This is a genomic window from Parvibaculum sp., from assembly GCF_040882025.1.
Classification (GTDB): domain Bacteria; phylum Pseudomonadota; class Alphaproteobacteria; order Parvibaculales; family Parvibaculaceae; genus Parvibaculum.
Map to the genome: position 1 here is coordinate 1 of NZ_JBBECC010000122.1, position 23,799 is coordinate 23,799.

Consider the following 23,799-nt stretch of genomic DNA (forward strand, 5'->3'; position numbering starts at 1 on the left):
TCTTCCTCGCTCATGCGGTCGGCGGACCCTTCGGCCGCGCCAAACGTGTCGGCCACCTCGCCTGCCGCCTCACCCGAGATCAGCAGTTGCATGTTCTCGACTTCCGGCTCTTCGGTCTCGACACGGCTTTGCATGCTGCCGATCAAATCTTCGCGCAAATCCTCCGGCAAGACTGTCCGTTCGGCGATCTCACGCAGCGCCACCACCGGATTCTTGTCGTTGTCACGCTCAACCGTAAGCTCCGCACCGGCCGACATGGCACGGGCTCGGTGCCCAGAGAGCAAGACAAGCTCGAAACGATTGGGAACCTTGTCGACGCAATCTTCAACGGTCACACGGGCCATTGCAAAACTCCAGTATGGGCGGGAACCTGATTTGGCCCTTTATGTAGGGGGCAGAATAGCAGAAAGCAAGCAAGAACAGGCATTTAGGACTCAATCTGCGACAATTTTAACTCCCCAGCCGCTCGACCTCGCGTAGCGCACCTGCTGGAAGACGACCAATCAACGTTTCGACGCTCTCCCCGGTCATGGGATGACGCCAACCCGGCACAATGTCCCGGAGCGGCAGCAATGCGAAGGCCCGCTCGGCTAATCCCGGATGCGGCAGAGCCAACGGAAGCGGCCCAACCCCCGCTTCGGGGCCCCTCGGTCCGACCGCCGGAATAACCATGCCCCGATAGTCCAGCAGGTCGAGATCGAGCGTACGCGGCCCCCATCGATCACGCCTGACTCGTTCAAACAAGACCTCGATCCGGTGAAGGAGTCCGAGCAATGTCGCAGGCGGCAGCGCGGATTCGATCTCCACCACTGTATTTACGTATTTTTGCTGTACATAAGTCGAAAGCGCCGGCGTTCTGTAGAGCGGCGCCCGCTCGCAGACCCGGATACCGAACGCGGGCATCATCTGCAGAGCCGCTTCGATCGTCTGTCGTGGTCCGCCCGCTGCGGTCGCCAGATTGCCGCCCAGTCCGACCAGGACCTTGGTGGACGCGGCGGATGGTCGCCCTATCTCTCTGGTGGCAAGACCGTTCATCGGACTTAATCCTCACGAAAACTCGGCAGAAAGGCTTGCCGGACTCCGGCCTTTGCCCTTAATGCTTTGGCATTGTTGCGATCTGCCACCCGATTCCATCGCCGAATTTTTGACGCAACCGTATAAATAGACAGGAGTCTCTCGATGATCTTTTATGCGCATGAACGCATGGCTCTTTTCATTGACGGTGCCAATCTCTATTCGGCGGCCCGAGGTCTGAATTTCGACATCGATTACAAGCGCCTTCTCGATTATTTCCGTGCCAAGGGTACGCTGATCCGTGCCTTCTACTACACGGCTCTGCTCGAAGATCAGGAATATTCGCCGCTCCGGCCTCTGATCGATTGGCTTGACTACAACGGCTATTCGGTCGTCACCAAACCCGCCAAGGAATTCACTGGTCCCGACGGCCGCCGTCGGGTGAAAGGCAATATGGACATCGAGTTGGCGATCGATGCGCTGGAACTGGCCGACAAGATCGACCACCTCATCCTCTTTTCCGGCGATGGCGATTTCCGTCGCCTGGTCGACGCGGTTCAGCGGCGAGGCAAGCGCGTTACGGTCGTCTCGACCATGCGCAGTCAGCCCCCGATGATCGCCGACGAATTACGCCGACAGGCCGATCAGTTCATTGAGCTCGAATCGATGCGGGACACCATCGGCCGCGCCCACGCCGACCGTCCGGCACCTACGATGCGTAACGATGTCGACTACGAGTATGATGACGAGGACGATGATGGCCTCGGCCAGCCGGCGCGCGCCTAAGCCCCTTGTGCTGACGCCAAGCGCCGCAGAGGCGCCCCACGACTGCCCGCTTTGCCCGCGTCTTGTCGCCTATCGCCGCGACAATGCCGCTGCACATCCCGACTGGTTCAACGCGCCGGTACCCTCCTTCGGGACAGAGAATGCTCGCCTCCTAATTGTCGGGCTTGCACCAGGGGTTCAAGGCGCAAACCGCACCGGCCGTCCCTTCACGGGCGACTTCGCGGGCGATCTTCTCTACGCGACATTGCTGGATTTCGGGTTTGCGAAGGGCGTCTATGCGGCCCGTCCGGACGACGGCCTTGAACTCGTCGACGCGATGATCACCAACGCCGTGCGTTGCGTCCCACCACAGAACAAGCCGACACCGGCCGAAGCCCGGACCTGCCTTGGCTTCCTGACCGCCCGCATGGCAGCGTTACCTCGCCTCAAGGCCGTACTGGCGCTTGGTCGCATCGCGCACGACGCAGTGCTGTCGGCGCAGGGACTCAAACGCTCATCGGCCGCGTTCGGCCATCAGGCGGCGCACGACATAGGCGACAATCTCCGCCTCTTCGATAGCTATCATTGCTCGCGCTACAATACCAACACGCGCCGCTTGACCGAGGATATGTTCCGCGCGGTTTTCGGCGATATCAGGAAGTTTCTCGACTAACCCTTCTCGCGAAGCAACCGGGCCTTGTCGCGTTCCCAGCTTCGCTCTTTCAGAGTCTCGCGCTTGTCGGCGAGCTTTTTGCCCTGCGCCAATCCGATTTCGACCTTCACCATATTGCGTTCGTTGAAATACATCCTGAGCGGCACGACAGTCATGCCTTGCCGTTGCATCGCATTGGTAAGTTTTTCGATTTCACGCTTGTGGAGCAGCAATTTCCGCGGTCGACGGGTCTCGTGATTAAACTGGTTGGCTTGCAGATAGACGGGGATATAAGCGTTGACCAGAACGATCTCCCCGCTCTTTGTTGCTTGCGCATAGGCCTCGTTGAGGCTGCCTTGCCCCAACCGCAACGACTTGACCTCCGAGCCTTTCAGCTCGATGCCAGCCTCGAATGTTTCGGAGATGCTGTAGTTGAAGCGTGCCTTGCGGTTGTCCGCAATGATCTTCCGACCGTCGCCGGCCTTTTTCTTGGCGCCACCGCTCTTGGAGGACATGGCTCTCCGGCCTCTCTTTCGGCCGTCTCAGTTAATCAGCCCGGCGGCCCGCATGGCCTCCCGAACCTTTTGCTCGGTGGCACCGGATGCCTGTGTCAACGGCAAACGCAACTCATTGGCACAAAGCCCGAGCAGACTGGCGGCAAACTTGGCTGGCGCCGGGTTGGGGTCAAGGAACAGCGCATGATGAAGCGGCATCAGCCGGTCCTGGATGTCGAGAGCCTTCCCGAAATCACCCGCGAGCGTCGTGTCCTGGAACTGCGCGCAAAGCGCGGGCGCAATGTTGGCCGTCACCGAAATGCAGCCGACACCACCATGCGCATTGAAGCCGAGCGCCGTGGCGTCCTCACCCGACAACTGACAAAAATCTGGTCCCATCGCCTGCCGTTGCAGGCTGACCCGCGCGAGATTGGCCGTTGCATCCTTGACGCCAATGACATTCTTCAACGCAAAAAGCCGCACCATCGTTTCGAGACTGATATCGACGATGGTCCTGCCGGGAATGTTGTACAATACAATTGGAATATCGACCGCGTCGTTGATCGCCTTGAAGTGTGCATAAATGCCTTCTTGCGAGGGCTTGTTGTAGTAGCCCGTCACGCTCAACACGGCGTCTGCACCAACCTTGCTGGCAAACCGGGTCAGCTCGATCGCCTCGAGCGTATTGTTCGATCCCGCCCCGGCTATCACCGGCACGCGGCCCCGGGCCGTCTTGACGCACAACTCGACCACCCGCTTGTGTTCGTCATGGCTCAGCGTCGGCGATTCGCCCGTGGTACCGCAGGGAACCAGCCCATGCGTGCCCTGCTCGATCTGCCACTCGACCAGTTTAACGAACGCAGCCTCATCCACCGCGCCGTCCCGAAACGGCGTTATGAGCGCGACATACGATCCCTTGAACATGGCTTTGGCTCCAATGCCACCCGGGCTGCCGGCTGGCGGTAATTCCTTCGGTTGTCTCCGAAGGCGCGCAAGATACCCATAAGCGAAGCCAGCGGCAAGAAAACAGCCACTCTTGGCGCTTGTGGTCTATTGCCGGGCGCGTTAGCACATAGGTAGTCTCGATAGTGGATAATCCGTGGTGCAGAGGCTGCCCGCCACAGATGTCCCAGTGCGGAAATCCCGGACCGTAAGGAGCCCCCATGGCGGGACTTACTTCGACCGGCCGCGTGCCTCTGGAGTTTTGGAAACACGTTGTGGCACACGACACGGGATTTGGTCTGAATAAGTGCGGGTGGGGAGCGTCGATTGCCCTCGCATGCCTGATGCTGACCGCGACGACCGTTGCGGCAACGACGGTGCCGCTGTCCCGGCCTGAAGCTCGGAAACCGGCGCTAAGCGCCGCGTCCTCCGCCACCGTTTCGGCTACAACGGCCGCAAAACCCACCATATCGCAACTCAACGCTGCCGATCTCACCGCAGCGCGTGACGCTTTTGCCGAAGCCGACAGGGCAAACTGGGTCGCCGTACGGCAGCATGCGGCGCGTATCTCAGATCCCCTCGCTGCCAAACTGATCCGCTGGACACGCCTGCAGGCCGAAAACAGTGGCTCGACCTTCGCCGAAATCACCACCTTCCGGGAACAAAATCCCGACTGGCCGCGGCTTGCCACCCTCGCCCTTCGCGCCGAGAACGCGCTTCTCGCTTATCCCATGTCGAACAACGACGTTTTGGCCTGGTTCTCGGCCAATACACCGGTCACCGGCGAAGGCAAAATTCGGTACGGCAAGGCGCTGATCGACACAGGAAAGACCAATGAAGGCGTGACCTGGATCCGGCGTGGCTGGATCGATCATGATTTCTCGGCAGCGCGCCAGAAGGAGCTCCTGGCTTCCTATGGCAGCCACTTCGACGCCGAGACACAGAAGGCACGCCTCAGTCGCCTCCTGTGGGAGCAACGCACGACAGATGCCAAAAGCGCCGCCAACCTTATCGGACAGGATGCGCGCACGCTGGCAGACGCGCGCATCCAGTTGAATGCGGGCTCCAGCCAGGCAAGCGCTGCATTGTCACGTGTACCCGTCGCGCTGCGGGCCGATCCGGGCCTGCTTTACGACCAGGTGCGCTACGAACGTCGCCGCGGCAATGATCACACCGCCCTTCCGCTACTGCTGACCGCACCGACCGAGGCGCACCAGATGATCCGCCCGGACATCTGGTGGGTGGAGCGCAAGATTCTGGCGCGAAAGGCTCTTTCCGGTGGCCTCTACCAGCAAGCCTATGAGCTCAGCGCTGCACACGGTCTGACCGAGGGCGTCGAGTTTGCCGAAGGCGAATTCATGGCCGGGTGGATCGCTCTGCAATTTCTCAACAAGAGCGATGTCGCGCTCAATCACTTCAAGCGGCTCAGCGATGGCGTTTCGACACCCATCAGCAAGGCACGCGCCTACTATTGGAGCGGGCGTGCCGCTGCCGCTACCGGCAACAAGGATGCTGCAATCGGCTACTACCGTCAGGCAGCAAACTATCCTGTCAGCTTCTACGGCCAACTTGCGACCGCCGCGTTGAGCGGCAAGGATGGCGATGGAAAACTGCATTTGCCGTCAAACCCAGCGCACTCCGCCAAAGCCAGGCAACGTTTTGACAGCCGCGAACTGGTTCGGGCCGCCCGCATTCTTCAGGATCTGGATCGCGTGCAAACTCGCTGGTCGGTCATGTTGCATCTGGCCGATACACTGACCGATCCGGCGGAGCTGGCCGCCTTATCGGATCTTGCGCGCAGCTTCGATGATCAGAAACTCTCGCTGCGCATCGCAAAGGCCGCCGCGTCACGAAATATCATTCTTCCGGACCATGCCTATCCAACAACGCTGATGCCACAATGGACGCACAGGGGTCCGCCCGTCGAAAAGGCGCTGGTCTACGGCCTGTCACGTCAGGAAAGCGAGTTCGATCCAAAAGCCTTGAGCCCGGCGGGCGCGCGCGGATTGATGCAATTGATGCCGGGCACGGCACGTATTGTCGCTCGGCAGATCGGCATGCCTTATGCGGCGAACCAACTGACAGATCCAGTCTACAACGCGACGCTTGGTGCGGCACATCTCGGCGATCTGATCGAAAACGACTTTGCAGGCTCATACATCATGAGTATTGCCGCCTACAACGCGGGTGGATCGCGCGTACGCCAATGGGTTAACCAGTTCGGCGATCCACGCTCCAGTGCAGTCGATCCCATCGACTGGATCGAGACCATTCCCTTCTCGGAAACGCGAAACTACGTGCAGCGTGTCATCGAGAATCTGGAGGTCTATCGAGGCCGTCTGGCCGGCGAGGCTCAACAGACACGCATTGAAGGCGATTTGCGCCGCCACAGCGGCACGCCATTCGCGACACCCGCGCCGACGCCACGACCGTCCAGTGTGCCGCTGGCTCCTCCCCCCGCGTCGACGCCGGCCAGCGGGTCTACCGCACCGTCACCAGCTGCGCCGCCGACCGGCACCGCCGCCATGTCACCGGTCGTGGAGGATGAAGAGGTTTCCGCCGTCCGCTAGCTTTCTTGTATCGCGCCTTGCCGCGTCGCCGCGTCTCGACCATGATCCTCACCCACGCGACCGGAGACAAACATGGCAAAGCCGCCCATTCGTGAAATCTTTTACACCAGTCAGGATGGCCTAAAGCTCTTTGCGCTCGACTATGGTGAGCGCACGGCGAAGGGTGTACCAATCGTCTGTCTGCCGGGCCTGACACGCAACTCAAAAGACTTCGAACCGCTGGCAACGCACCTTTCCAAACGTCACCGCGTGCTTTGTCCCGATTTTCGCGGCCGCGGCCGCTCGCAATATTGCGATAAATGGGACGACTACACGCCCATCCATGAAATGATGGATACCCTCGATCTGATGGGCGCGGCCGGCGTTCCGCAAGCTGTTTTCATCGGCACATCGCGCGGCGGTATGGTCGCGATGCTGCTCGCCGCCTTCCGTCCCAACGTCATCAAGGGGGCGGTGCTGAATGATATCGGTCCCGAGGCTGACCCGCGAGGCATCGCGCGCATCGCCGGCTATGTCGGCGTCATGGAAACGCCCACCACATGGGACGAGGCGGCCGTAAAACTGCGCATGATGAACGAGCGCGAGTTTCCGAACCTGTCGGCCGAACAATGGCGCGCCTTCGCGCACCGAACTTTCGCCGAAGAAAACGGCGCACCGAAGCTCGACTACGACGCGAAAATAGGAACGGCGATGCGCAAAGGTATGGAAACGACAAAGGGCGAGGCGCCAACCCTCTGGCCCCAGTTCAAGGCATTGGCTCAAATGCCGGTTCTGGTCATCCGGGGTGAATACTCGGATTTGCTGACGGCCGAAATCGTCGGCCGTATGGCGGCAGAACATCCATGCTTGAAATCCGTCATCGCCCGTGACCGTGGCCACGCCCCCTTTCTCGATGAACCGGAAGTGCTTGCCGCGATCGACGATTTCCTGTTGAACGACATTGCCTGACCGTCGTCATTCGTTACGCCCGATCTCAGCGGCTGCACCGTCTCGCGGAGGCTCGATCGGCGCCGTCACGATTTCCTGCGCCGCTTGCAGTCGCATTGCGGCCCGGACCGCATGATGTGCGATACGCCGTACGAGATCGGCTTCGCGCATGGCGTCGTCGAGGTAGGCAAGATGAACAAAATCGCCCCGCGATGCCGCCGAAAGAACCCCCTGTTTCGTCGCCTGATATTGATCTTCGAATTCCCGCGCCTTCGCGGCCAGCCACTCCCCGTCGGCATGGTCGGATTGCGTTCGTTGATCAACCAGGAACTCTGCCAATGCCGCCCTGTACCGCACAATACCCTCTCGCGCGCGTTCCGGCAGCCGCGCCTCCGCCGTCGCATAGGTCATCAACCCCTGCAACTCGTGAATAGCGCCATTGTAGTGTTGAAGCGCACGCAAAATGTGAGCGAGCGCATCGGGCAAACCTGCAGGCAGCCGTGCCTCCGACAGCGCTGCCGCATAATCCCTTACCGATCCTGAAAGGTTTGTCGCCACGGCCGACCGACGACGGATATACCCAGCCTGGTCGGTCGGGCTTTGCAGGTAGCGTGCGGCCGCATCTGTCACGATTGTGCCCAGCCGCCGCAATTCAAGCAGCAGGCTCGGCACTGCAAGTGATGGTATGTCGCGCAGCGTCTGATCGAGGTGTCGAGGACGTGCTTCGTTTTCCTCTTCCGATACAAATCTGGCTTCGAGCCAGCGGATCAATCGGTCCGCAACGAACCAAAAAAGGACAACACCAAAAACGTTGAACAGCGTGTGAAAAAGCGCCAAGACGGTCGCCGGACCCGGTTCGAACCAATCGGCGGCCGCTATCCAACCGACAACAGCCATGAAACCCGGCAGAATTAGCAGCGCGATGGCGCCAGTTGTCAGATTGAAAATCAAATGACTTGCCGCAACGCGCTTCGCACTCGATGTCGCATTTAGAACTGCCAGCAGGCCGGTCACGGTCGTGCCGAGATTGGCGCCGATCACCATGGCAGCGCCAGTCTCGATCCCGATCAATCCGCCCGACACGGCCGAGAGCGCCACCGCGATCGACGCACTGGAGGATTGTGCCATCGCGGTGACGGCAAAGCCTACCAGGACAAACAGCACATCCTGGTAAAAGCCACCAGCGAATGCCCCGACTTGAACGCCGGCCGCGATGCCCTCGAATGTCTCCTTGAGTACCGCCACGCCGAAAAAAAAGAGACCAAAGCCAGTCAATGCCTCGCCCAGTGCGCCGCGCGCCGTACCTGGAGCCGTCAGTCGAACGATCATCCCGAGTCCGATCATCGGCAGCGCCAGGAATTCGATATTCACGTTGAAGCCGATGGTGACCACGATCCAGCCGGTCATGGTGGTGCCGACATTGCTGCCGAAGATCACCCAGACGGCTTGACCGAGTGTCAGCATACCGGCATTGACGAAGCCGATAGCCGCGACCGTCACGGCACTCGACGACTGCAACAGCGCCGTTAGCCCGAAGCCTGAGGCAAGCCCCTTCGCGCGTGAATTGGTCCAATTCTCAAGCAACGTCTTCAGCGATGGCCCGGCCGCGACCTTCAACCCTTCGGTCATCAGCCACATGCCAACAAGAAAGAGACCCAGGCCGCCCAAAAGACCAGTCGCGCTCTCGATGCTCATGAACCCGTATTTCCTCCTGTGGCACCGATTATCGTCACTTCCACGAACGAAGGAAGAGGCCGCGTTTCATCGTCGCACGCTCAGCATTCGCCTTGCCCCTTTCTGGAACTCGAACGGCACCTCCTGTAGCGCACAATGGGCGCCCTGTGCGGCCAGCACGCGCATGACGCCCGGCAGATGGCTCGACGGCCGGCCATCGAGGTTGAACAGGGGAAAGACACGCACCTCCTCCGCCACCCGCAGCAGTTCCCACATTGCCGCGACATGGAAATCGAAGTCGAGAGCATCGCCATAGAGAAAGAGAAAATGCGACGAGAGCGCGAGTTTGAATGTGCCGTCGATAAACGGCAGCCTTGGCAGCGCCGCCGTTATGTAGCGCCCTTCCTTCTTGCCGGCCTCGAAATCGGCCAAAAACAGCGACAGCGCCTCGCGTCGCAGCTTGTGGATTGCCTCTTCCGATCCGTAATAACGCCAGTTGAAGCGATAGGCCGCACGGCGCATGCCCTCACGCATAGCGACAGCGGTCGCTTCGAAACGTGCGGCAATCACCTCACCCGAAAAATCGTAGATCGGATCGGCTGCAACGACCTGCAGCCCAAGCCTTGCCGCCTCTGCCGCAAACGATGACGGCCCGCCGCCAGCATCAAGCACCGGTCCAATGTCGGCCAGATCGTCGAGCGCAAAAAACGCCCGGTACTCGCCGAGCCGCCGCCCCCACGGCACGACACCATCGAGAACGAACTCCGGCGATTGCCTATACTTTGCTTCCTTGATCATCTTCAGCTCCTCTAAATCCGGAACCGCATCCGGGAGGCGCTTTCGATGAGACTTTCGCAAACGAAAAGGCCGCCTCCAGTTGGGGCGGCCTTGTCCGGGTCAAATGACAGACGACGAAACGGGGCCACCCTCTAGGTGGTCCACCATGCGCCGGTAACGAAAAACAGGCCTGCCATTGTCTCTCCTCGTGCCGGACTTATCCGGCGGCCGGAAATCTAGACCCACGGCATCACTTTGCCAAGCGGTAATGCATGACGCCCCAGGCGAGGTACCCCTTGTCGGCACCGTCAACCCAGTGACCCAGACCCTTGATCATGTTGTCGAGATAGTCGCGGGAAGCGATCTTCGAAAGCCGCTCGTAGCCGTCGGTTAGTTCACGTGCGACGCGTGCATAGTGCCGCCGAAGCTGGTGGGTCAGCTCCGTGACTTCAAGCTTCTGGAAACCGCGCTCCGTCAACTCCCGCTCATAAAACCCGAAGCTCCCGAGCGTCTCGAGATGGATGCGATCGAGGATCGGCTGCAATACACCCTCGGGGCAGTCATCCGCCTGCATCGGATCTGTAAAGATGAACTGTCCGCCAGGCTTCAGCACCCGCTTCACTTCGTCCAGCACGCACCGCCGGTTACCGCTGTGAAGGATCGCATCCTGTGACCAGATGACATCGAAGCTGTTACTTGGCGCCGGAATATTTTCGAAATCGCCATGCAAAACTTCCACGAGGTCGTCGAGAGCTGCCTTTCGTGTCAGATCGCGGTTCAGCCGGTTTTGCGTTTCGCTGATGTTGACGCAGGTGACATGACACCCCCGTGTCTTTGCCAAGTGGCGCGCAGCCCCGCCATAGCCCGCACCGATATCGAGCACGCGATCTCTGGCACCAAGCCCTCTGAGCATCCCCGCCAATGTTTCATCGTTGCGGTAGCTTGCGGCGACGATCGGCTCGTCGTCGTTCTCATACATTCCGATATGGATATCCTCGCCACCCCATACATGAAAGTAGAATGCGTCTGCATCGGGACTGTCGTAATAAGCCTCCGCCTGGGCTACCGCGGCTGATCTAGTCTTCGGCATTGTAGGTCTTCTCCGCAACATGAATAAAGAAATCGGCCTCGTCGTCCTTGTAGGTTTCCTGGAAGTCGCCGAAGGTCACGACCTTCTGGAATCCGACTTCACGCATTAGCCGCCGCGTATAGTCCTTGCGAAGCGGGAACATGTTGAGGTGGTAGACGCTCTTGTCCGGAAATTCGTAACGAAAGCGTGCAAGACTTTCGTCCACATGTTCCGGCTCTGCGGTCACCTTGTCGCCGCAGTAGTAGTACTTGTGCTTGCTGCTGAACCCCTTGTCGAGAATGATGTCGTAGTTGCGCTGATCGAGGATCAGCAATCCATCATGCTTCAACGCCGCATAGAACTCAGCCAGGGCTCGCCGCCGGTCGGTTTCCTCGAAAAGATGCGTAAAGGAATTTCCGAGGCAGATGATCGCATCAAACTTTCCGTGCACGTCTTTATTGAGCCATCGCCAATCGGCATGAACTGTCTGAAGAACAAAACCGTGATCGCGCCCATTGGCAAACGCCTTGGCAAGCATGTCGGCGCTACCGTCGACGCTCGTTACATCGAAACCGGCCTTCAGCAATTGCACGGAATTGAATCCAGTGCCGGTCGCCACATCAAGAATCTTGTGCTTGCCTCGGGCCTTCAGAATATCAATAAAAAAATGTCCCTCGCTTTCGGCACGGCTCTCCCATCCGATGAGGTCATCCCATTTCTCGACGAATGATTCGACGTATTCCTGCTTGTAATGGTCCGTTTCGCGAACCGCGAGCGGATCATCCCCGAACTGTTGTTTCTGGTTGGCGCGTGGTTTCATCGGAGTTTCCTTTGGGAAATGAAAGGTGCATTGCGCACGCGCGTTTCCGCTGCCGCCAAATGCCCTGCGACGTTGGCGAAATTCAAGCCGACGCCTATGAAATCGGTTTCTTGTGCCCGCAAGAGTACCGCGCAAGACGCACGAAAACGGGCCGCCCCCCATGGAAGCCGACGAGTAATCGTGCGACGAAAGCGACAGACGCCGCAGGGGCGAGACTGAGGACACGTACCACGCAGTATCACGCAGCACAAAAAAGCCCACTCAGCGAAAACAAACTAACAAAGCTGACAGCGCGGATCAACCACGCATGACACATTAAAAAAAATCCCTGTAATGCGGGGATTTTCAGTCCCTCAGTCAAACACACATATGTAAATCAGTGCCCATCAGCGACGATACCGTCAATTCCGTCCTCATCGCGCTCAAGCGTCGGATTCATCGAGGCACTGCGCACTTGCGGCAAGGACTCAGGATGCATCTCGCGAAGGTAAGCCACCAGTTTCTCCCGCACCTCGCAACGCAAGTCCCACGCTTGTGACGATGTTCGCGCGCTCACCAGCGCCCTAATCTCAATCGTACGTGCAGTCGCATCTGTCACTTGAACGTTGGCGACATTGCCATCCCAGAGCGGCAACTCCCGGACGATTTTGATCAGATGGCCTCGCATTTCATCGACCGGCAGTGTGTAATCGGCGTGAAGGAAAACCGTGCCGATAATCGATGCGCTTTCGCGTGTCCAGTTCGTGAATGGATTCTGGATGAAATAGGAAAGCGGCACGATCAGCCGCCTCCAGTCCCAGATGCGGATCACGACATAAGTGCCCGTTATTTCCTCGATCCACCCCCACTCTCCCTCGATTACAACGGCATCGTCGATGCGGATCGGCTGCGTCACCGCAATCTGAATACCGGCGATGAGGTTTTCGAGCACTGGACGCGCCGCAAAGCCGAGAACAAGGCCCGCAGCGCCGGCCGATGCGAAAATACTGACGCCGTATTGCTGAACGGATTCGAACGACATCAATACCGTTCCGGTAGTCAGCATGGCAATGAGCGTAATCGCAACCCGTCGCAAAATTCGAATCTGCGTCACGTGTTTGCGCGCCAGGAGATTGTCCGCAACATCGATCCGAAACCGGCTCACATAGACATCGCTCGCAATATGCGTTGCCATCATCGCGGTCCATCCGACGATAATAATAAGACACACCGTGAGAATCGCGCTCAGAATCGAAAGATCTCTCGCAGCGAGCGGAGCCGCCTGAACAACGAAAGTTGCAAAGACGAAAACGACGACCGCACGCGTGAGCATTCGTGTTCGCCGGAGAACGGTCTGTACATAGACAGCCCGGCGCGAGAACGCAGCAGTCAACAACCTCAACGCAATCCAGTGAATCGCCACAGCCGCGGCCAGCGCCAGGGTCAACAGAAGAACTGTCGTGCTCCACACCGGCATCCAGCCGAAAGCCTCATAGAATGGTGCAAACTGCCGTTCGGACAAATCGTTCCTCACCCAAAAACATGATCCGGTGAGTGAACTAGGTCGTTGCCCTGCGGGAACAAGCCTCAGCCCGACAACGCAAAGTTGTCATTCGAGCGCGCAAGACCGCACTGATGCCTGGATCTAGTTTCGAATAGAACTCAGAGTCCCCCATCGAATTCGAGATAGACTACCCCGGCGAAGTCTGATGCCTCAGAAACATGACCCTCGGGAATGTCGGTTATGGCAACGACAATGCCGGTATGCCATCCAATGCTGGATGTGAAGATGTGATATTCGTTGGCTGTTCCATCCGACGCTGGTGGCGCGAGAAGCAAAAAACAAGCGAGATAGAGACTGGAAGAAGCTTGATGACGGAAGTTCCGCACCGCCGCATTTCAGCTATCGCGGTCTGGCTTGATCGTCAGAGTCGGGATCGACCAATCGTAAAAGATCGCCAGCAATCTAATACCGAGCACTGCCCCGATCGTTCCCCAGAGACTGAGAACAGAACCAATGCCGTAGCTGTCGGCGGCGACATAGAGCATCGCCCCCGTTAGTGCCGCCAGTGCATAAACTTCCTTCTTGAGGATAATTGGCGTCCGGTTGGCCAGAACGTCGCGGATAATGCCGCCAACGATTCCGGTCACCACACCCATAATGACTGCAACAAAACCCGATGTGCCCATTTCGAGCGATTTTCGGGTCCCCAGTGCCACAAAGACAGCAAGCCCCACAGCGTCGGCAACGGCAATCGGACGGCGCGCTTTCTGCGCCCAGCGCGCAGCCGGGATCGCCGCGAGCGCTGCCGCGGCCGCCACCGCGACATACCAGGACTGGCCGATCCAGAAGACCGGTGCATCGAGCAATATATCCCGCAGCGTACCCCCACCCACGGCCACGATAATGCCCAGCACCATCACCCCGAACCAGTCCATCTGCCGCTCGCCGGCAACAAGCGCTCCCGACACAGCGAAAGCCGCAATGCCGACAAATTGGAGCGACACCAGGAGATGAAGATGGGTCATGGAATCCAACCTTTCCACACTCGTTCTGGCAAGATGGCAGCATCCAACCTAGTGTACTCGAGCCTCGTCGACCAGACGGAGGAACTAAAGCGAACGTTTGAAGATCAGCGAGGTGTTGACGCCACCAAAAGCAAAATTGTTCGACATTGTGTATTCGGCGTCGATGTCGCGGAATCTCCCGACGATGTAGTCGAGCTCGCCGCATTTCGGGTCAACATTCGTGAGGTTGACGTTGGGCGCGAAGCTTTTCTCGCGCATCATCTCGATGGTGAGCCATGCCTCGACGGCGCCGCAGGCACCGAGCGTGTGGCCGAAATAGCCCTTCAGCGAATGGATCGGCACGGCGGGCCCCAGAATGCGCGAGGTGGCGACCGTCTCGGCGACGTCACCCTGCAGCGTGGCGGTGCCGTGACCGCTGACGAAACCGATGGCGTCGGGCGGCAGCCCCGCATCGCCAAGCGCGAGCTGGAGCGCGCCGCCCATGGTTTCCGATTTCGGGTCGGTGACGTGGGAACCGTCCATGTTGGTGCCGAAGCCGACGATCTCTGCATGGATGGTGGCGCCGCGCGCCATCGCATGTTCGCGCTCCTCGAGGATGAGCGCGGCGGCGCCCTCGCCGATCACGAGCCCGTCGCGGTCGCGGTCATAGGGACAGGGCGCCGTATGCGGCGCGTCATTGTGGCAGCTGGTGGCGAAAAGCGTGTCGAAGACGATGGCCATGGTGGGACAAAGTTCTTCCGCGCCGCCCGCGATCATCACATCAGCATGGCCGTAACGGATCGCTTCGCAGGAATAGCCGATCGCCTGCGAGCCCGAGGTGCAGGCCGACGAAGTGGTGATGACGCGGCCCTGCAAGCCGAAGAAGATGCCGATATTGATGGCGGCGGTGTGGCTCATCATCTTGATGTAGCTCATGGCACTGAGACCCGTCGCCACGCCTGTATCCATGAAATGGACGAAGCCCTCTGTCGAGCCGTAGGAGGAGCCGAAGGCGACGCCGGTGCGGCCGGAGGTGAGCACCGGATCGTCGGCGAGGCCCGCATGGGCGAGCGCGCGCTCGGCCGAATGCACGGCAAGTGCCGCGACGCGGCCCATGGAGCGCATCTTCTTGCGGGGAAAAATCTTCTCATGTTCGAAATGGCCGGCGGGGGCACCAAGCCGCGTCCGGAGGTCACCGAGCCTGTCCCAGTCCTCGATATAGCGCACGCCCGTGCGGCCAGCGGCCATGTCGGCGCGAATGCCGCTCCAGTCGCTGCCGAGGGGCGTCACCCCGGCCATGCCCGTCACGACCACGCGGCGCATCAGCACATCCCCCCATTGACCGATATGACCTGCCGCGTCATGTAGCCGGCTTCGTCGGATAGGATGAAGGCGACGATGCCGGAGATCTCGTCGGGTTTCCCCAGGCGCTGCATCGGAATCATCTTGAGAATCTCCTCGACGGGCGCGTCCTCTATCATCGCAGTTTCAATGACGCCCGGCGCCACGCAATTGACCGTGATCTTCCGCGTCGCCAGTTCGACCGCCAGCGCCTTGGTGGCGCCGATGATGCCGGCCTTGGCGGCGCTGTAATTCACCTGGCCGCGATTGCCGATGATGCCCGAGACCGACGAGATGGTGACGATGCGGCCGCCGTCGCGGCGGCGGATCATCGGCATCACGAGCGGATGCACGACATTGAAAAAGCCGCCGAGGTTGGTATCGACGACACCGTCCCAGTCCTCGCCGGTGAGCGCGGGAAAGGCGTTGTCGCGCGCAATGCCGGCATTGAGGACGATGCCCCACCAGGCGCCGTTCGCCGCGATTTCGGCCTCGAGCGCCGCGAGAGAGGCGGCGCGGTCGGAGACGTCGAAGCCGAGAATGCGCGCGCTGCCGCCCGCCGCCTCGATGGTGCGGCAGGTTTCATCGGCGCCCGCCCTGTCGGAACCGTAATGAACCGTGACGGGAAAGCCGTCGCGCGCAATGCGGATGGCGATGGCGCGGCCGATGCCCTTGCTTGCACCGGTGACGAGGACGGGGCGTTTCGCGGCGTCGCTCATGACATCTCCTGCGGCATGTCGAAGACGCCGTCTTCGGGCCGGTAGACATTGATGGACGCCGTGACGCGGTCTTCGCCGTCGATGCGAATGACGCCGTCAAAGGCGGCCATGCCGTTTTCGTTGAAGGTCATGTCGACATGAATGCGCAAGGTCTCGCCCATCGTGAAATAGCCACACGCCGCCTTGTAGCGCCGCGTGCCGAGAAGAAATCCGATCTCGGGCGGTGCACCGGTGACATGACGCAGCGCGCCGTCATAGGCGGCGATGGTCTGCGCGAGATATTCGAGGCCGACATAGGCCGGCACGCCGCAGCCTTCCCGGTAGAAGGTCGAGCCTTCCGAAATCGTCACCTCCGCGACCGCATGAATGTCGGACGCCTCGACCAGCCGGTCGATCAGCAGCATGGTGCCGCTGTGCCTTACGAGGTTGTCGATTTGCGGCAGGGAGCGGGACATCATTCGCGCGCCAGGATAAGGGCCAGATTGTTCCCGCCAAAGGCATAGGAACAACTCATCATATACCGGCCATCGACCCGCTCGCCAACGCGGTCGGTGAGATGAAGGACGGGAAGCGTCGGATCGGCCTCGCCGTCCCAGAGATGCGGCAGCGCCTCGCGCCGCGACAGCGCCATGGAAATGAAGGCCGCCTCGCAGGAGCCGGCCGCGCCCAGCATATGGCCCGTCAGTGCCTTGGTGGAACTGCACGGAAGATCGGGGCCGAAGAGCCGGTGCGTAACGGCCGCCTCCATCGCATCGTTGAGCCGCGTCGCCGTACCGTGAAGATTGAGATAGGCGATATCGGAAACCGCGATGCCGGCATGCGCGAGCGCCTGTTCGATCGCGAACGCGGCGCCCCTGCCTTCGGGATCGGGCGCACTCAGATGATGCGCATCGGAACTTTCGCCCCAGCCCGCGATACGGATATCGGACGGCGTCCGCGCCAGCACGAAGAGCGCGCCGCCATCGCCGATATTGATGCCGTCGCGATTGGTGCTGAAGGGGTTGCAGCGCACCGCCGAGATGGAATCGAGAACCGAGAAACCGTTCAGCGTCAACCCGCACAGCGTGTCGACACCGCCCGTCACGACGACGTCGCAAAGGTCCGCCTGGATGAGCCGCGCCGCCGCCACGATCGCCTTGGCGCCGGAGGTGCAGGCAGTCGAGACGCCGTAGCAGGGACCGGCGGCACCCGTCACAGCCCCGACAAAGGCGGCGGGATCGCCGAGTTCATGGCGCGGAAACTGAAAATCGTTCGGCCACGTATCCGTCGTGAGGCGCCGGACAAGTGCCGTCTCCCAGCTTTCCATGCCCGACGTGCTGGTGCCGATGACGACGCCGACGCGCGGCGCACCGAAGGTCGAGACCGCCTCGGCGATGACGGGCAGAAGCGGCGTCAGGCAATGATGGACAAGGCGGTTGTTGCGGCTGTCCCAATCGGCGAAGGCCGCCGGCAACGCGCCGGGGTCGAAACGCAGGCGACCGACCGGCGGCGTGCGGCCGTCCGCAATGGCCTCGGTCTGATCGAGCCCTGCAGGATCCCCTGCGAAAAGCGCATCCGCGACGCTGTCCCAATCCGCGCCGAGCGCGTTCGCTGCCGAGGAAGCCGCGATATAGACAGCGGGGTTCTTCATTGCGGCGCGACCCAGTGACTATCGATGGCGAGTTCGTAATCATAGGCGAAATTGCGGAGCCGCGCCGGGCCCTCCCAGACATTGCCGGTGGGACGCCTCACTTCGACGAGAAGTTCGCCATTGCGGAAGATCCGCCGGGCGCCGCTTCCCGAGACAATGAGATCGCCGCCGGAAAGGGCCGCGCGCAGGGCCTCGTCCGAGGCATAGACCAGCATGAAATCGGCGAGGAGACGGCGGGCAGGCAGGCCCCGGGGCGCGATGCCGTTCCGGACAACCACGGCCCCCTCATGCCATTCGATCGTCATGAGGCGCGGACCGGACGGCACCGTCATCGCAAGCGCAAAGCGAAGCGGTGTCGTTTCGACGGCGGCCTGGAAGCGATCATTCCGTCCGCCATAGCTCGCGCGCACAAGCTGCGTTGCATTCGCTTCCGTGCCGAAGGGCGGGCGGGACGGCAGAGTGAGCGAAACGCCGGGCGCAATCTCCTCCCGCACGGGCAAACCGGGCGCGCTGGCCGCACATCCCGCAAGGAAGAGCAGCGCCGGAAGAACCAGCCAGCCTAACCGCACAACTCTTCCACCATCTTGAGATATTTGCCCGGCTCGCGAACGAAGGGATTTGTGTCATCCCAGGCGTAGCCCGCGAGCACGGAGGTGATCAGCTTCTTGACCTGGTTTTCATTCGCGGGCTGATTGAAAATCACCTTCTGCAGCGAACCGTCATACCAGCCGCTGACATAGGCACGGAAGGTTTCGACGCCGCGGGCGAGCGGCCGCGCGAATTCCCCATCCCAGTCCACCGCCTCGCCGTTCAACTGCTTCACCAGTACATGCGTGGCAAGCGACGCCGATTTGAGCGCGATGGTGACACCCGACGAGAATACCGGGTCGAGAAATTCGCCGGCATTGCCAAGCAGCGCATAGCCGGGACCGGTGAGGCTGCTGACGCGGCAGGCATAGCCGGAAATCTCGCCGACGTCGCGCACGCGCCGCGCCTTTACCAGCAGATCGGCCATGAGACCGGATTCGGCGACCAGCGCGGCGAGCTGTTCTTCGCGCGTGGTGCCATAGGGCGCCAGATCTTCCGGCTTCCCGACCACGCCCATGGAGCAGAGGCCGTCGGCGAGCGGGATGAGCCAGTACCAGATTTCGGAATTGTTGGGATTGACCGTGATCAGGATCTTGTTGCGGTCATAATCCTGGGGAGAAATATTGTCTTCGACATGGGTGAAGATCGACATCCGGTTCGGAAAGCTGGTCGGCGATTCGAGATCGAGAAGCCGCGCCAGCACGCGACCGAAGCCACTGGCATCGAGGACGAAACGAGCGGTGATGTCGCGCTCGTTCCCCGCCTCGTCGCGGACCGTGAGACCGGGAGCGACGGGGTCCGGCCGCATCGCGACGACCGTCTGTCCGAAGGAAATCTTCGCCCCCTTGCGCGCCGCACCGCGCGCGAGAAGATCGTCGAACTTGTCGCGACGGACCTGGAAAGTGGTGCCCCAGCCGCCGGCGCTTTTCGCCCGGAAGTCGAAACTCTCTTCCTTGTCGCCGCAGCGAAAGATCGCGCCGTTCTTGTGCTGGAAACCGGCCTCGACCACATCGCGCAGCAGATCGGCTTCGGCGAGCCATTCCATCGCCTGCGGCAACAGGCTTTCGCCGATGGAGAAGCGTGGAAAATGAACCCGCTCCAGCACCTCGACCGAAAAACCGGCATCGGCGAGCATGGCCGCCGCGACCGAGCCCGCAGGCCCGGCACCGATGATCACAACATCAGGACGCAATTTCTTCCCCACTCGAAGCGCCGGCCCGCCGCCCCCTTGCGAGGGGCGAGAGCGCCAGCGACACGAAAATCCCCACCGCCACGGTGACGCCGAAACTCCTGACGGGCAAGACCGAACTTAGACCGAGAAGACCGACCGAGATACAGGTCATCAGCGCCGCCAGCACAATGCCGACCCGGGTCCATTTACCATTCTCGTCCGGATGTTCCCGCTGAAAAATCGCGTAATCGACACCGGCGCCCACCACCAGAAAGAGGCCCATGGCGGAGAAAAAGGAAAAAGGCAGACCAAGCAGCATGACGATGGCGGGTGTCGCCAGGACAGCGAGAAGCGCCGGCAGGAGCACCCGAAGCGCGGAGACTTCGCGATATATGACGAGCAGCATGAGGCCCGTCATGAAGCAGGCGGCAGCGACACCGAGGGTCGCAAGACGGCGATATTCGCCAAAAAGCGCGGAATAAAGGTCCGCCGGATCGACGAACTGCGCGTCGCCACCACCCTGCGACGGCACTGCTACGGTGCGGGAAACCGGCAGAAGGGACCAGTGCGTGCCGCCGGTTTCACCTCTCAGCGACGCGATGAGGGCTGGAAGCGCGGCATCGCCGCTTTCCGCATCCGCATAGGCGTCCGGGCTGCCGGAACCGAGTTCCGCCGTGAGCCCGGGCAGGAACGGTACGAAGAGGCGCCTCTGGAGAAGATCCGTATCGCGCGCCCGGGCCTCGGGCGAGGGATCGATGCGGCTTGGAGCCAGGATGACCGCGTCCCGGTCTTCGGGAGAGAGACTAGCCAGCAGCTCCTCTTCATGCCGCGCCGTCTCGCCGGCCGAATTTCCCCGCACCAGAATGAAGGCACTCGACGGCGCAAAGCCGGTGAGTTCGCGAAGCCGCGCCTCCTCCGCCGCAAGAACGGACGATGGCGATTGCAGCCCGCGGACATCGTCGAGAATACCGCCAAAGCGCCAGCCAAGCGCGAGGATGGCGACGACGGCAAGGACGGCGCCTACCCGCCAGAGGGCACCGGGCGTCCGGGCCAAATACCGTCCCGCATGGCGCGCAATCCACGCCGCGCCGGGCCCGGTCGTCATGCGCCCGCCCTCGATGAGAGGCACGAGCCAGAGCGTGCCGAGCCATGCGGCGAAGAGGCCGGACATGCCGAAGACGGCGACCTGACGGAAGGCCGGAACGGGGAAGGCGAGCAGCGCCGCGAAGGCACCGATCGATGTCAGCATGCCGAGCGTCAGCGGCTTGAAGAGACGCGCCCGCCGCTCCGCCCTGCCGGTCTGCACATCGCCAATACCGGTGACGAGATAATAGGTCGTGTAGTCGACCACCATGCCGATCAGCGCCGCCCCGAAGACGAGCGCCATGACATGGATGCCGCCAAAAACGAGCAGCGTGACGGCGAGGCCCGTCACAAGCGCATAGACGACCATCAGAAGCGCGAGCACGGGCGCACGGAGCGAGCGGAACATCAGCCAGTAGAGAAGCAGGATCGCGACGAGCGTGACGCCGCCAATGACGGACATTTCAATGCGCGCCTGGGCCGCACCATGAGCCGCGTGAAAGACGGCGCCACCGCGCGACAGCACGAGCCCCTGCGGCTCCCATGTCGTCCGCCAGTTCGCAACCGCGCTCCCGATCCCGTCCTGGACATCGATGCGGAAGACCGAGGATGCAATGCTGCCCGACAGGATTTCCGCCGATGGCGCGGCGCGGGCAAGGGAACCCGGAAGCAGGCAGCCGAGAAGACGGTTGGTGAGGAGAAAGGGATCGCTTTTCAACAGCCCGCCCATGCCGACCAACGAAGGGGCATACCATTGGCGCAATGCCTCGTCCGCAATCACCTTGCCCTCGCCCGCCTCGAGCCGCGCGCGGTCCGCCGGGCAGAGAAGCGATGCGCGATGCGCAAAGAACCATCGCCACAGCGTCTCGCCATCGGTATCGGCGGCCCGGAAATGGCCGGTGGCGGTGAGCGCATCCGACAATTCGGCGAGCGCGGTACGACGGGTGACGGCGTCGCCCCCTTCAATCGCGAAAGCGACCCTGTTGGAAGCCACATCATTAGCGCGTGTCACCGCTGCCGCGAGTACGGCATCATGCGTATCCGCCGGCAGCAGCGAGATGATGTCCGTATCGATCGCCCCCTCGATGCGCCATGCGGAGAAGAGAAGAGCGACGATAAAGCCGAAGCCGATCAGCACCGCCGGCCATCGCGCCAGCCTCATGACGCATCGTCCGCAGACGAGAAGTCGATCACCTGGCGATCGCCGCCCGCCCCGCCGATCTCGACGCGTACCACCTCGGTGCAGCCCTGAACCCTGATCGTGCCGATGGCGGATTTCATCCGGTCCTGAAGCGGCGTCAGAAGTATTTCCCAATCGCCGCTCTCCAGCACCGCCGGGGAAGAAACGTTGAAAAGCGTGCGAAGTTCGTCCCACTGGCCCCGCATCAGCGCGGCCGCCGAGCGCGCAATGCCGGCGCCCATATTGGCCGGCCCCGCGTTCACCGGTTGAGGTGTCCCGCCATCGACGGATTCGGTGATGCCATCGGCTGTGATAACCGTCTCGACGTCGAAGGGGCTCGTCATGTGCCAGACGATCCGCTCCTCATCGGCACGCAGGACACCGTCCGACCGGAGCGGCTTCGACATGCCTTCGATGTGACGCTCCTGCGTGAAGCGCCGCTCCACCGCGTCTTCTCGAAGCGTGTCCGGCGCGGGACAGGTTGCCGCCCCGGCAGGACCGGCGAGAGAGATCGCCATGAGGGCCGGAAGGAGGAAAAGGCGGCTCATGCCAGCCACGGGGCAAGCTTTTCGCGCAGAACCGGCGGCGTTTCCCATTGCATTTCCTTCGTTTCGATATCAAGCGCCACATGCACCGTATGGCCGCGCGTGATCTTCCGTCCTGAATGAGGGTCCCGGATCAGATAGTCGATTTTAAGGCGGTTCTCCCATTCCACGACACCGGCCAGCACCTCCGCCCGCTGCCCGAGCTCAAGCGGACGGTAATAGCGGATATGCATGTCGATGACCGGCCAGGCATAGCCCGAGGCTTTCATGGCCCCGTAGCCATATTCGATGCGGGTGAGAAGGGCGACGCGGCCGAGCTCGAAATATTTCGCGTAGTTGCCATGCCAGACGATGTTCATGGGATCGAGATCGTAGAAATGAATATCGAAAAGGGCCGAGGCCGTGACGATCGCTTTCACCGGTCCGCCTCCGTCCAGTCCAGCGCCCATGCCCGGTGCTCGATGCCCGCGCAAAGCTCGCCCAGCAGAAGATCGATCGGACGGTCTTCCTCGATGAAGGGAACGGCCCCTTGCAGCATGCCGGCAAAGGCCGCAAGCGGGCCTTCGAGATCCTTTGCGGCAATCTCTCCGCTCCGGAGGCGCAGCCGAAGAGCCTGGATACAGGCGATGGAATGCGCCGCCGCGACCTGTTCGGTGAGCTCCATGACCCGCAGCGCATCGCGTGCGGCGATGGTGCCCATCGAGACCTTGTCCTGGTTGTGACATTCGGTCGACCGCGAAAAGACACTGGCGGGCATGGTCAGTTTCAGCGCTTCCGCGGTCCATGCGGAGGTTGCGATCTGCAGCGCTTTCAACCCGTGATTGATGGCGGCGCGCGGACCCGTGACCCCGGAGAGATTGGACGGCAGCCCGTTGCTGAAGCGCGTATCGACGAGGAGCGCCATCTGCCTGTCCATCAGGTCGGCGATATTGGCGACGAGATTCTTCAGGCTGTCCATCACGAAGGCGACATGACCGCCATAGAAATGGCCACCATGCAGGATGTCGCCACTGTCGGGATCGATCAGTGGATTGTCATTGGCGCTGTTGATCTCCGTTTCAAGAATGTCGCGGAAGCCAGGCAGCATGTCTTCGAGGACGCCGACGACATGCGGCGCGCAACGGATCGAATAGCGGTCCTGGAGACGCGAGGGCTCGTGCCCGCTTGCGAAAGAAGCAAGATCTTCACGGATGCGCGCGGCGACGCGCATCTGACCCGGATGCGGCTTGGCACGGTGAAGCCGTTCGTCGAAATGCGCCGGATTTCCCATCAGCGACAGGCAGGCAAGCGACGTCAGGCGCGAGGAAAGACGGGAAAGATAGGCCGCCCTTGCGAAGGCAAGCGCGCCGAG

Annotated in this window: 24 protein-coding genes; 4 read left to right on the forward strand and 20 right to left on the reverse strand. The window is 61.3% G+C overall.

Features of this window, described 5'->3' with window-relative positions:
* Positions 1-344 (reverse strand): DNA-directed RNA polymerase subunit omega (rpoZ, locus tag WEB61_RS08760; protein WP_368063956.1); only part of this gene is annotated, 344 nt, incomplete at its 3' end.
* A 106-nt stretch (positions 345-450) separates the two neighbouring features.
* Positions 451-1,035 (reverse strand): 2-amino-4-hydroxy-6-hydroxymethyldihydropteridine diphosphokinase, encoded by a 585-nt coding sequence (folK, locus tag WEB61_RS08765; protein WP_368063957.1) that lies wholly within the window; start codon positions 1,033-1,035, stop codon positions 451-453.
* A 144-nt stretch (positions 1,036-1,179) separates the two neighbouring features.
* On the opposite strand from folK, the gene WEB61_RS08770 reads away from it, so the two are divergent.
* Together WEB61_RS08770 and WEB61_RS08775 are read left to right on the forward strand one after the other, a co-directional pair.
* Positions 1,180-1,800: an NYN domain-containing protein gene (locus WEB61_RS08770; RefSeq protein WP_368063958.1), complete on the forward strand. Its 621-nt coding sequence runs from the start codon at positions 1,180-1,182 to the stop codon at positions 1,798-1,800.
* Positions 1,772-2,452, forward strand: a complete 681-nt coding sequence (locus WEB61_RS08775; protein WP_368063959.1) for a uracil-DNA glycosylase — start codon at positions 1,772-1,774, stop codon at positions 2,450-2,452. Before WEB61_RS08770 ends, WEB61_RS08775 begins: the two co-directional genes overlap by 29 nt.
* Here the strand turns inward: WEB61_RS08775 and smpB are convergent.
* Positions 2,449-2,946, reverse strand: a complete 498-nt coding sequence (gene smpB / locus WEB61_RS08780) for an SsrA-binding protein SmpB (RefSeq protein ID WP_368063960.1) — start codon at positions 2,944-2,946, stop codon at positions 2,449-2,451. The genes WEB61_RS08775 and smpB overlap by 4 nt on opposite strands.
* 27 nt (positions 2,947-2,973) lie before the next feature.
* Positions 2,974-3,849 carry a 4-hydroxy-tetrahydrodipicolinate synthase gene (gene dapA / locus WEB61_RS08785; protein WP_368063961.1) on the reverse strand — a complete coding sequence of 292 codons (876 nt, stop codon included), beginning with the start codon at positions 3,847-3,849 and terminating at the stop codon, positions 2,974-2,976.
* Between the two features lie 362 nt (positions 3,850-4,211).
* Here dapA and WEB61_RS08790 point away from each other — a divergent pair, with 362 nt between their 5' ends.
* Both WEB61_RS08790 and WEB61_RS08795 read left to right on the forward strand, forming a co-directional pair.
* Positions 4,212-6,437 (forward strand): transglycosylase SLT domain-containing protein, encoded by a 2,226-nt coding sequence (locus tag WEB61_RS08790; protein WP_368063962.1) that lies wholly within the window; start codon positions 4,212-4,214, stop codon positions 6,435-6,437.
* A 72-nt stretch (positions 6,438-6,509) separates the two neighbouring features.
* Positions 6,510-7,385, forward strand: coding sequence for an alpha/beta fold hydrolase (locus WEB61_RS08795; protein ID WP_368063963.1), 876 nt, complete (start codon positions 6,510-6,512; stop codon positions 7,383-7,385).
* Between the two features lie 6 nt (positions 7,386-7,391).
* On the opposite strand, the gene WEB61_RS08800 is transcribed toward WEB61_RS08795, so the two are convergent.
* From WEB61_RS08800 to WEB61_RS08875, 16 genes are all read right to left on the reverse strand, one after another.
* Positions 7,392-9,059: a Na/Pi cotransporter family protein gene (locus WEB61_RS08800; protein WP_368063964.1), complete on the reverse strand. Its 1,668-nt coding sequence runs from the start codon at positions 9,057-9,059 to the stop codon at positions 7,392-7,394.
* A gap of 66 nt (positions 9,060-9,125) precedes the next feature.
* Complete coding sequence (locus WEB61_RS08805) at positions 9,126-9,836, reverse strand: hypothetical protein (RefSeq protein WP_368063965.1); 711 nt, start codon at positions 9,834-9,836, stop codon at positions 9,126-9,128.
* A gap of 229 nt (positions 9,837-10,065) precedes the next feature.
* A complete protein-coding gene (locus WEB61_RS08810) occupies positions 10,066-10,905 on the reverse strand; it encodes a cyclopropane-fatty-acyl-phospholipid synthase family protein (RefSeq protein WP_368063966.1) in 840 nt (279 codons plus the stop codon).
* The gene (locus tag WEB61_RS08815) at positions 10,892-11,704 is read right to left on the reverse strand and encodes a class I SAM-dependent methyltransferase (RefSeq protein ID WP_368063967.1); all 813 of its coding nucleotides are present in this window, start codon (positions 11,702-11,704) and stop codon (positions 10,892-10,894) included. The genes WEB61_RS08810 and WEB61_RS08815 overlap by 14 nt, the downstream gene beginning before the upstream one ends.
* A 376-nt stretch (positions 11,705-12,080) precedes the next feature.
* Complete coding sequence (locus WEB61_RS08820) at positions 12,081-13,205, reverse strand: mechanosensitive ion channel family protein (RefSeq protein ID WP_368063968.1); 1,125 nt, start codon at positions 13,203-13,205, stop codon at positions 12,081-12,083.
* A 377-nt stretch (positions 13,206-13,582) separates the two neighbouring features.
* The gene (locus WEB61_RS08825) at positions 13,583-14,212 is read right to left on the reverse strand and encodes a trimeric intracellular cation channel family protein (protein WP_368063969.1); all 630 of its coding nucleotides are present in this window, start codon (positions 14,210-14,212) and stop codon (positions 13,583-13,585) included.
* A gap of 84 nt (positions 14,213-14,296) precedes the next feature.
* Positions 14,297-15,514: a beta-ketoacyl-ACP synthase gene (locus WEB61_RS08830; RefSeq protein WP_368063970.1), complete on the reverse strand. Its 1,218-nt coding sequence runs from the start codon at positions 15,512-15,514 to the stop codon at positions 14,297-14,299.
* Positions 15,514-16,251, reverse strand: coding sequence for a 3-ketoacyl-ACP reductase FabG2 (locus WEB61_RS08835; RefSeq protein WP_368063971.1), 738 nt, complete (start codon positions 16,249-16,251; stop codon positions 15,514-15,516). Before WEB61_RS08835 ends, WEB61_RS08830 begins: the two co-directional genes overlap by 1 nt.
* Complete coding sequence (locus tag WEB61_RS08840) at positions 16,248-16,709, reverse strand: hypothetical protein (RefSeq protein ID WP_368063972.1); 462 nt, start codon at positions 16,707-16,709, stop codon at positions 16,248-16,250. Before WEB61_RS08840 ends, WEB61_RS08835 begins: the two co-directional genes overlap by 4 nt.
* The gene (locus WEB61_RS08845) at positions 16,706-17,881 is read right to left on the reverse strand and encodes a beta-ketoacyl-ACP synthase (RefSeq protein WP_368063973.1); all 1,176 of its coding nucleotides are present in this window, start codon (positions 17,879-17,881) and stop codon (positions 16,706-16,708) included. The genes WEB61_RS08840 and WEB61_RS08845 overlap by 4 nt, the downstream gene beginning before the upstream one ends.
* A complete protein-coding gene (locus WEB61_RS08850; protein ID WP_368063974.1) occupies positions 17,878-18,450 on the reverse strand; it encodes a DUF3261 domain-containing protein in 573 nt (190 codons plus the stop codon). The genes WEB61_RS08845 and WEB61_RS08850 overlap by 4 nt, the downstream gene beginning before the upstream one ends.
* Entirely contained in the window at positions 18,441-19,661 is a 1,221-nt protein-coding gene (locus WEB61_RS08855) for an NAD(P)/FAD-dependent oxidoreductase (protein ID WP_368063975.1), read from the reverse strand. The genes WEB61_RS08850 and WEB61_RS08855 overlap by 10 nt, the downstream gene beginning before the upstream one ends.
* A complete protein-coding gene (locus tag WEB61_RS08860; RefSeq protein WP_368063976.1) occupies positions 19,651-21,885 on the reverse strand; it encodes an MMPL family transporter in 2,235 nt (744 codons plus the stop codon). The genes WEB61_RS08855 and WEB61_RS08860 overlap by 11 nt, the downstream gene beginning before the upstream one ends.
* Entirely contained in the window at positions 21,882-22,451 is a 570-nt protein-coding gene (locus WEB61_RS08865) for an outer membrane lipoprotein carrier protein LolA (protein ID WP_368063977.1), read from the reverse strand. Before WEB61_RS08865 ends, WEB61_RS08860 begins: the two co-directional genes overlap by 4 nt.
* Positions 22,448-22,867, reverse strand: coding sequence for an acyl-CoA thioesterase (locus WEB61_RS08870; protein WP_368063978.1), 420 nt, complete (start codon positions 22,865-22,867; stop codon positions 22,448-22,450). Before WEB61_RS08870 ends, WEB61_RS08865 begins: the two co-directional genes overlap by 4 nt.
* Positions 22,864-23,799: aromatic amino acid lyase (locus tag WEB61_RS08875; RefSeq protein WP_368063979.1), on the reverse strand; the 936-nt coding region annotated here is incomplete at its 5' end. The genes WEB61_RS08875 and WEB61_RS08870, both read right to left, overlap by 4 nt.

Excerpts from the sequence above, each read along its gene's own strand:
- WEB61_RS08825 (WP_368063969.1), bottom strand. The coding sequence starts at position 14,212 with ATGACCCATCTTCATCTCCTGGTGTCGCTCCAATTTGTCGGCATTGCG.
- WEB61_RS08775 (WP_368063959.1), top strand. The coding sequence starts at position 1,772 with ATGGCCTCGGCCAGCCGGCGCGCGCCTAAGCCCCTTGTGCTGACGCCA.
- WEB61_RS08790 (WP_368063962.1), top strand. The coding sequence starts at position 4,212 with ATGCTGACCGCGACGACCGTTGCGGCAACGACGGTGCCGCTGTCCCGG.
- WEB61_RS08815 (WP_368063967.1), bottom strand. The coding sequence starts at position 11,704 with ATGAAACCACGCGCCAACCAGAAACAACAGTTCGGGGATGATCCGCTC.
- smpB (WP_368063960.1), bottom strand. The coding sequence starts at position 2,946 with ATGTCCTCCAAGAGCGGTGGCGCCAAGAAAAAGGCCGGCGACGGTCGG.
- WEB61_RS08810 (WP_368063966.1), bottom strand. The coding sequence starts at position 10,905 with ATGCCGAAGACTAGATCAGCCGCGGTAGCCCAGGCGGAGGCTTATTAC.
- WEB61_RS08860 (WP_368063976.1), bottom strand. The coding sequence starts at position 21,885 with ATGAGGCTGGCGCGATGGCCGGCGGTGCTGATCGGCTTCGGCTTTATC.
- WEB61_RS08800 (WP_368063964.1), bottom strand. The coding sequence starts at position 9,059 with ATGAGCATCGAGAGCGCGACTGGTCTTTTGGGCGGCCTGGGTCTCTTT.
- WEB61_RS08845 (WP_368063973.1), bottom strand. The coding sequence starts at position 17,881 with ATGAAGAACCCCGCTGTCTATATCGCGGCTTCCTCGGCAGCGAACGCG.
- dapA (WP_368063961.1), bottom strand. The coding sequence starts at position 3,849 with ATGTTCAAGGGATCGTATGTCGCGCTCATAACGCCGTTTCGGGACGGC.
- WEB61_RS08795 (WP_368063963.1), top strand. The coding sequence starts at position 6,510 with ATGGCAAAGCCGCCCATTCGTGAAATCTTTTACACCAGTCAGGATGGC.
- WEB61_RS08840 (WP_368063972.1), bottom strand. The coding sequence starts at position 16,709 with ATGATGTCCCGCTCCCTGCCGCAAATCGACAACCTCGTAAGGCACAGC.
- folK (WP_368063957.1), bottom strand. The coding sequence starts at position 1,035 with ATGAACGGTCTTGCCACCAGAGAGATAGGGCGACCATCCGCCGCGTCC.
- WEB61_RS08865 (WP_368063977.1), bottom strand. The coding sequence starts at position 22,451 with ATGAGCCGCCTTTTCCTCCTTCCGGCCCTCATGGCGATCTCTCTCGCC.
- WEB61_RS08835 (WP_368063971.1), bottom strand. The coding sequence starts at position 16,251 with ATGAGCGACGCCGCGAAACGCCCCGTCCTCGTCACCGGTGCAAGCAAG.
- WEB61_RS08805 (WP_368063965.1), bottom strand. The coding sequence starts at position 9,836 with ATGATCAAGGAAGCAAAGTATAGGCAATCGCCGGAGTTCGTTCTCGAT.
- WEB61_RS08830 (WP_368063970.1), bottom strand. The coding sequence starts at position 15,514 with ATGCGCCGCGTGGTCGTGACGGGCATGGCCGGGGTGACGCCCCTCGGC.
- WEB61_RS08770 (WP_368063958.1), top strand. The coding sequence starts at position 1,180 with ATGATCTTTTATGCGCATGAACGCATGGCTCTTTTCATTGACGGTGCC.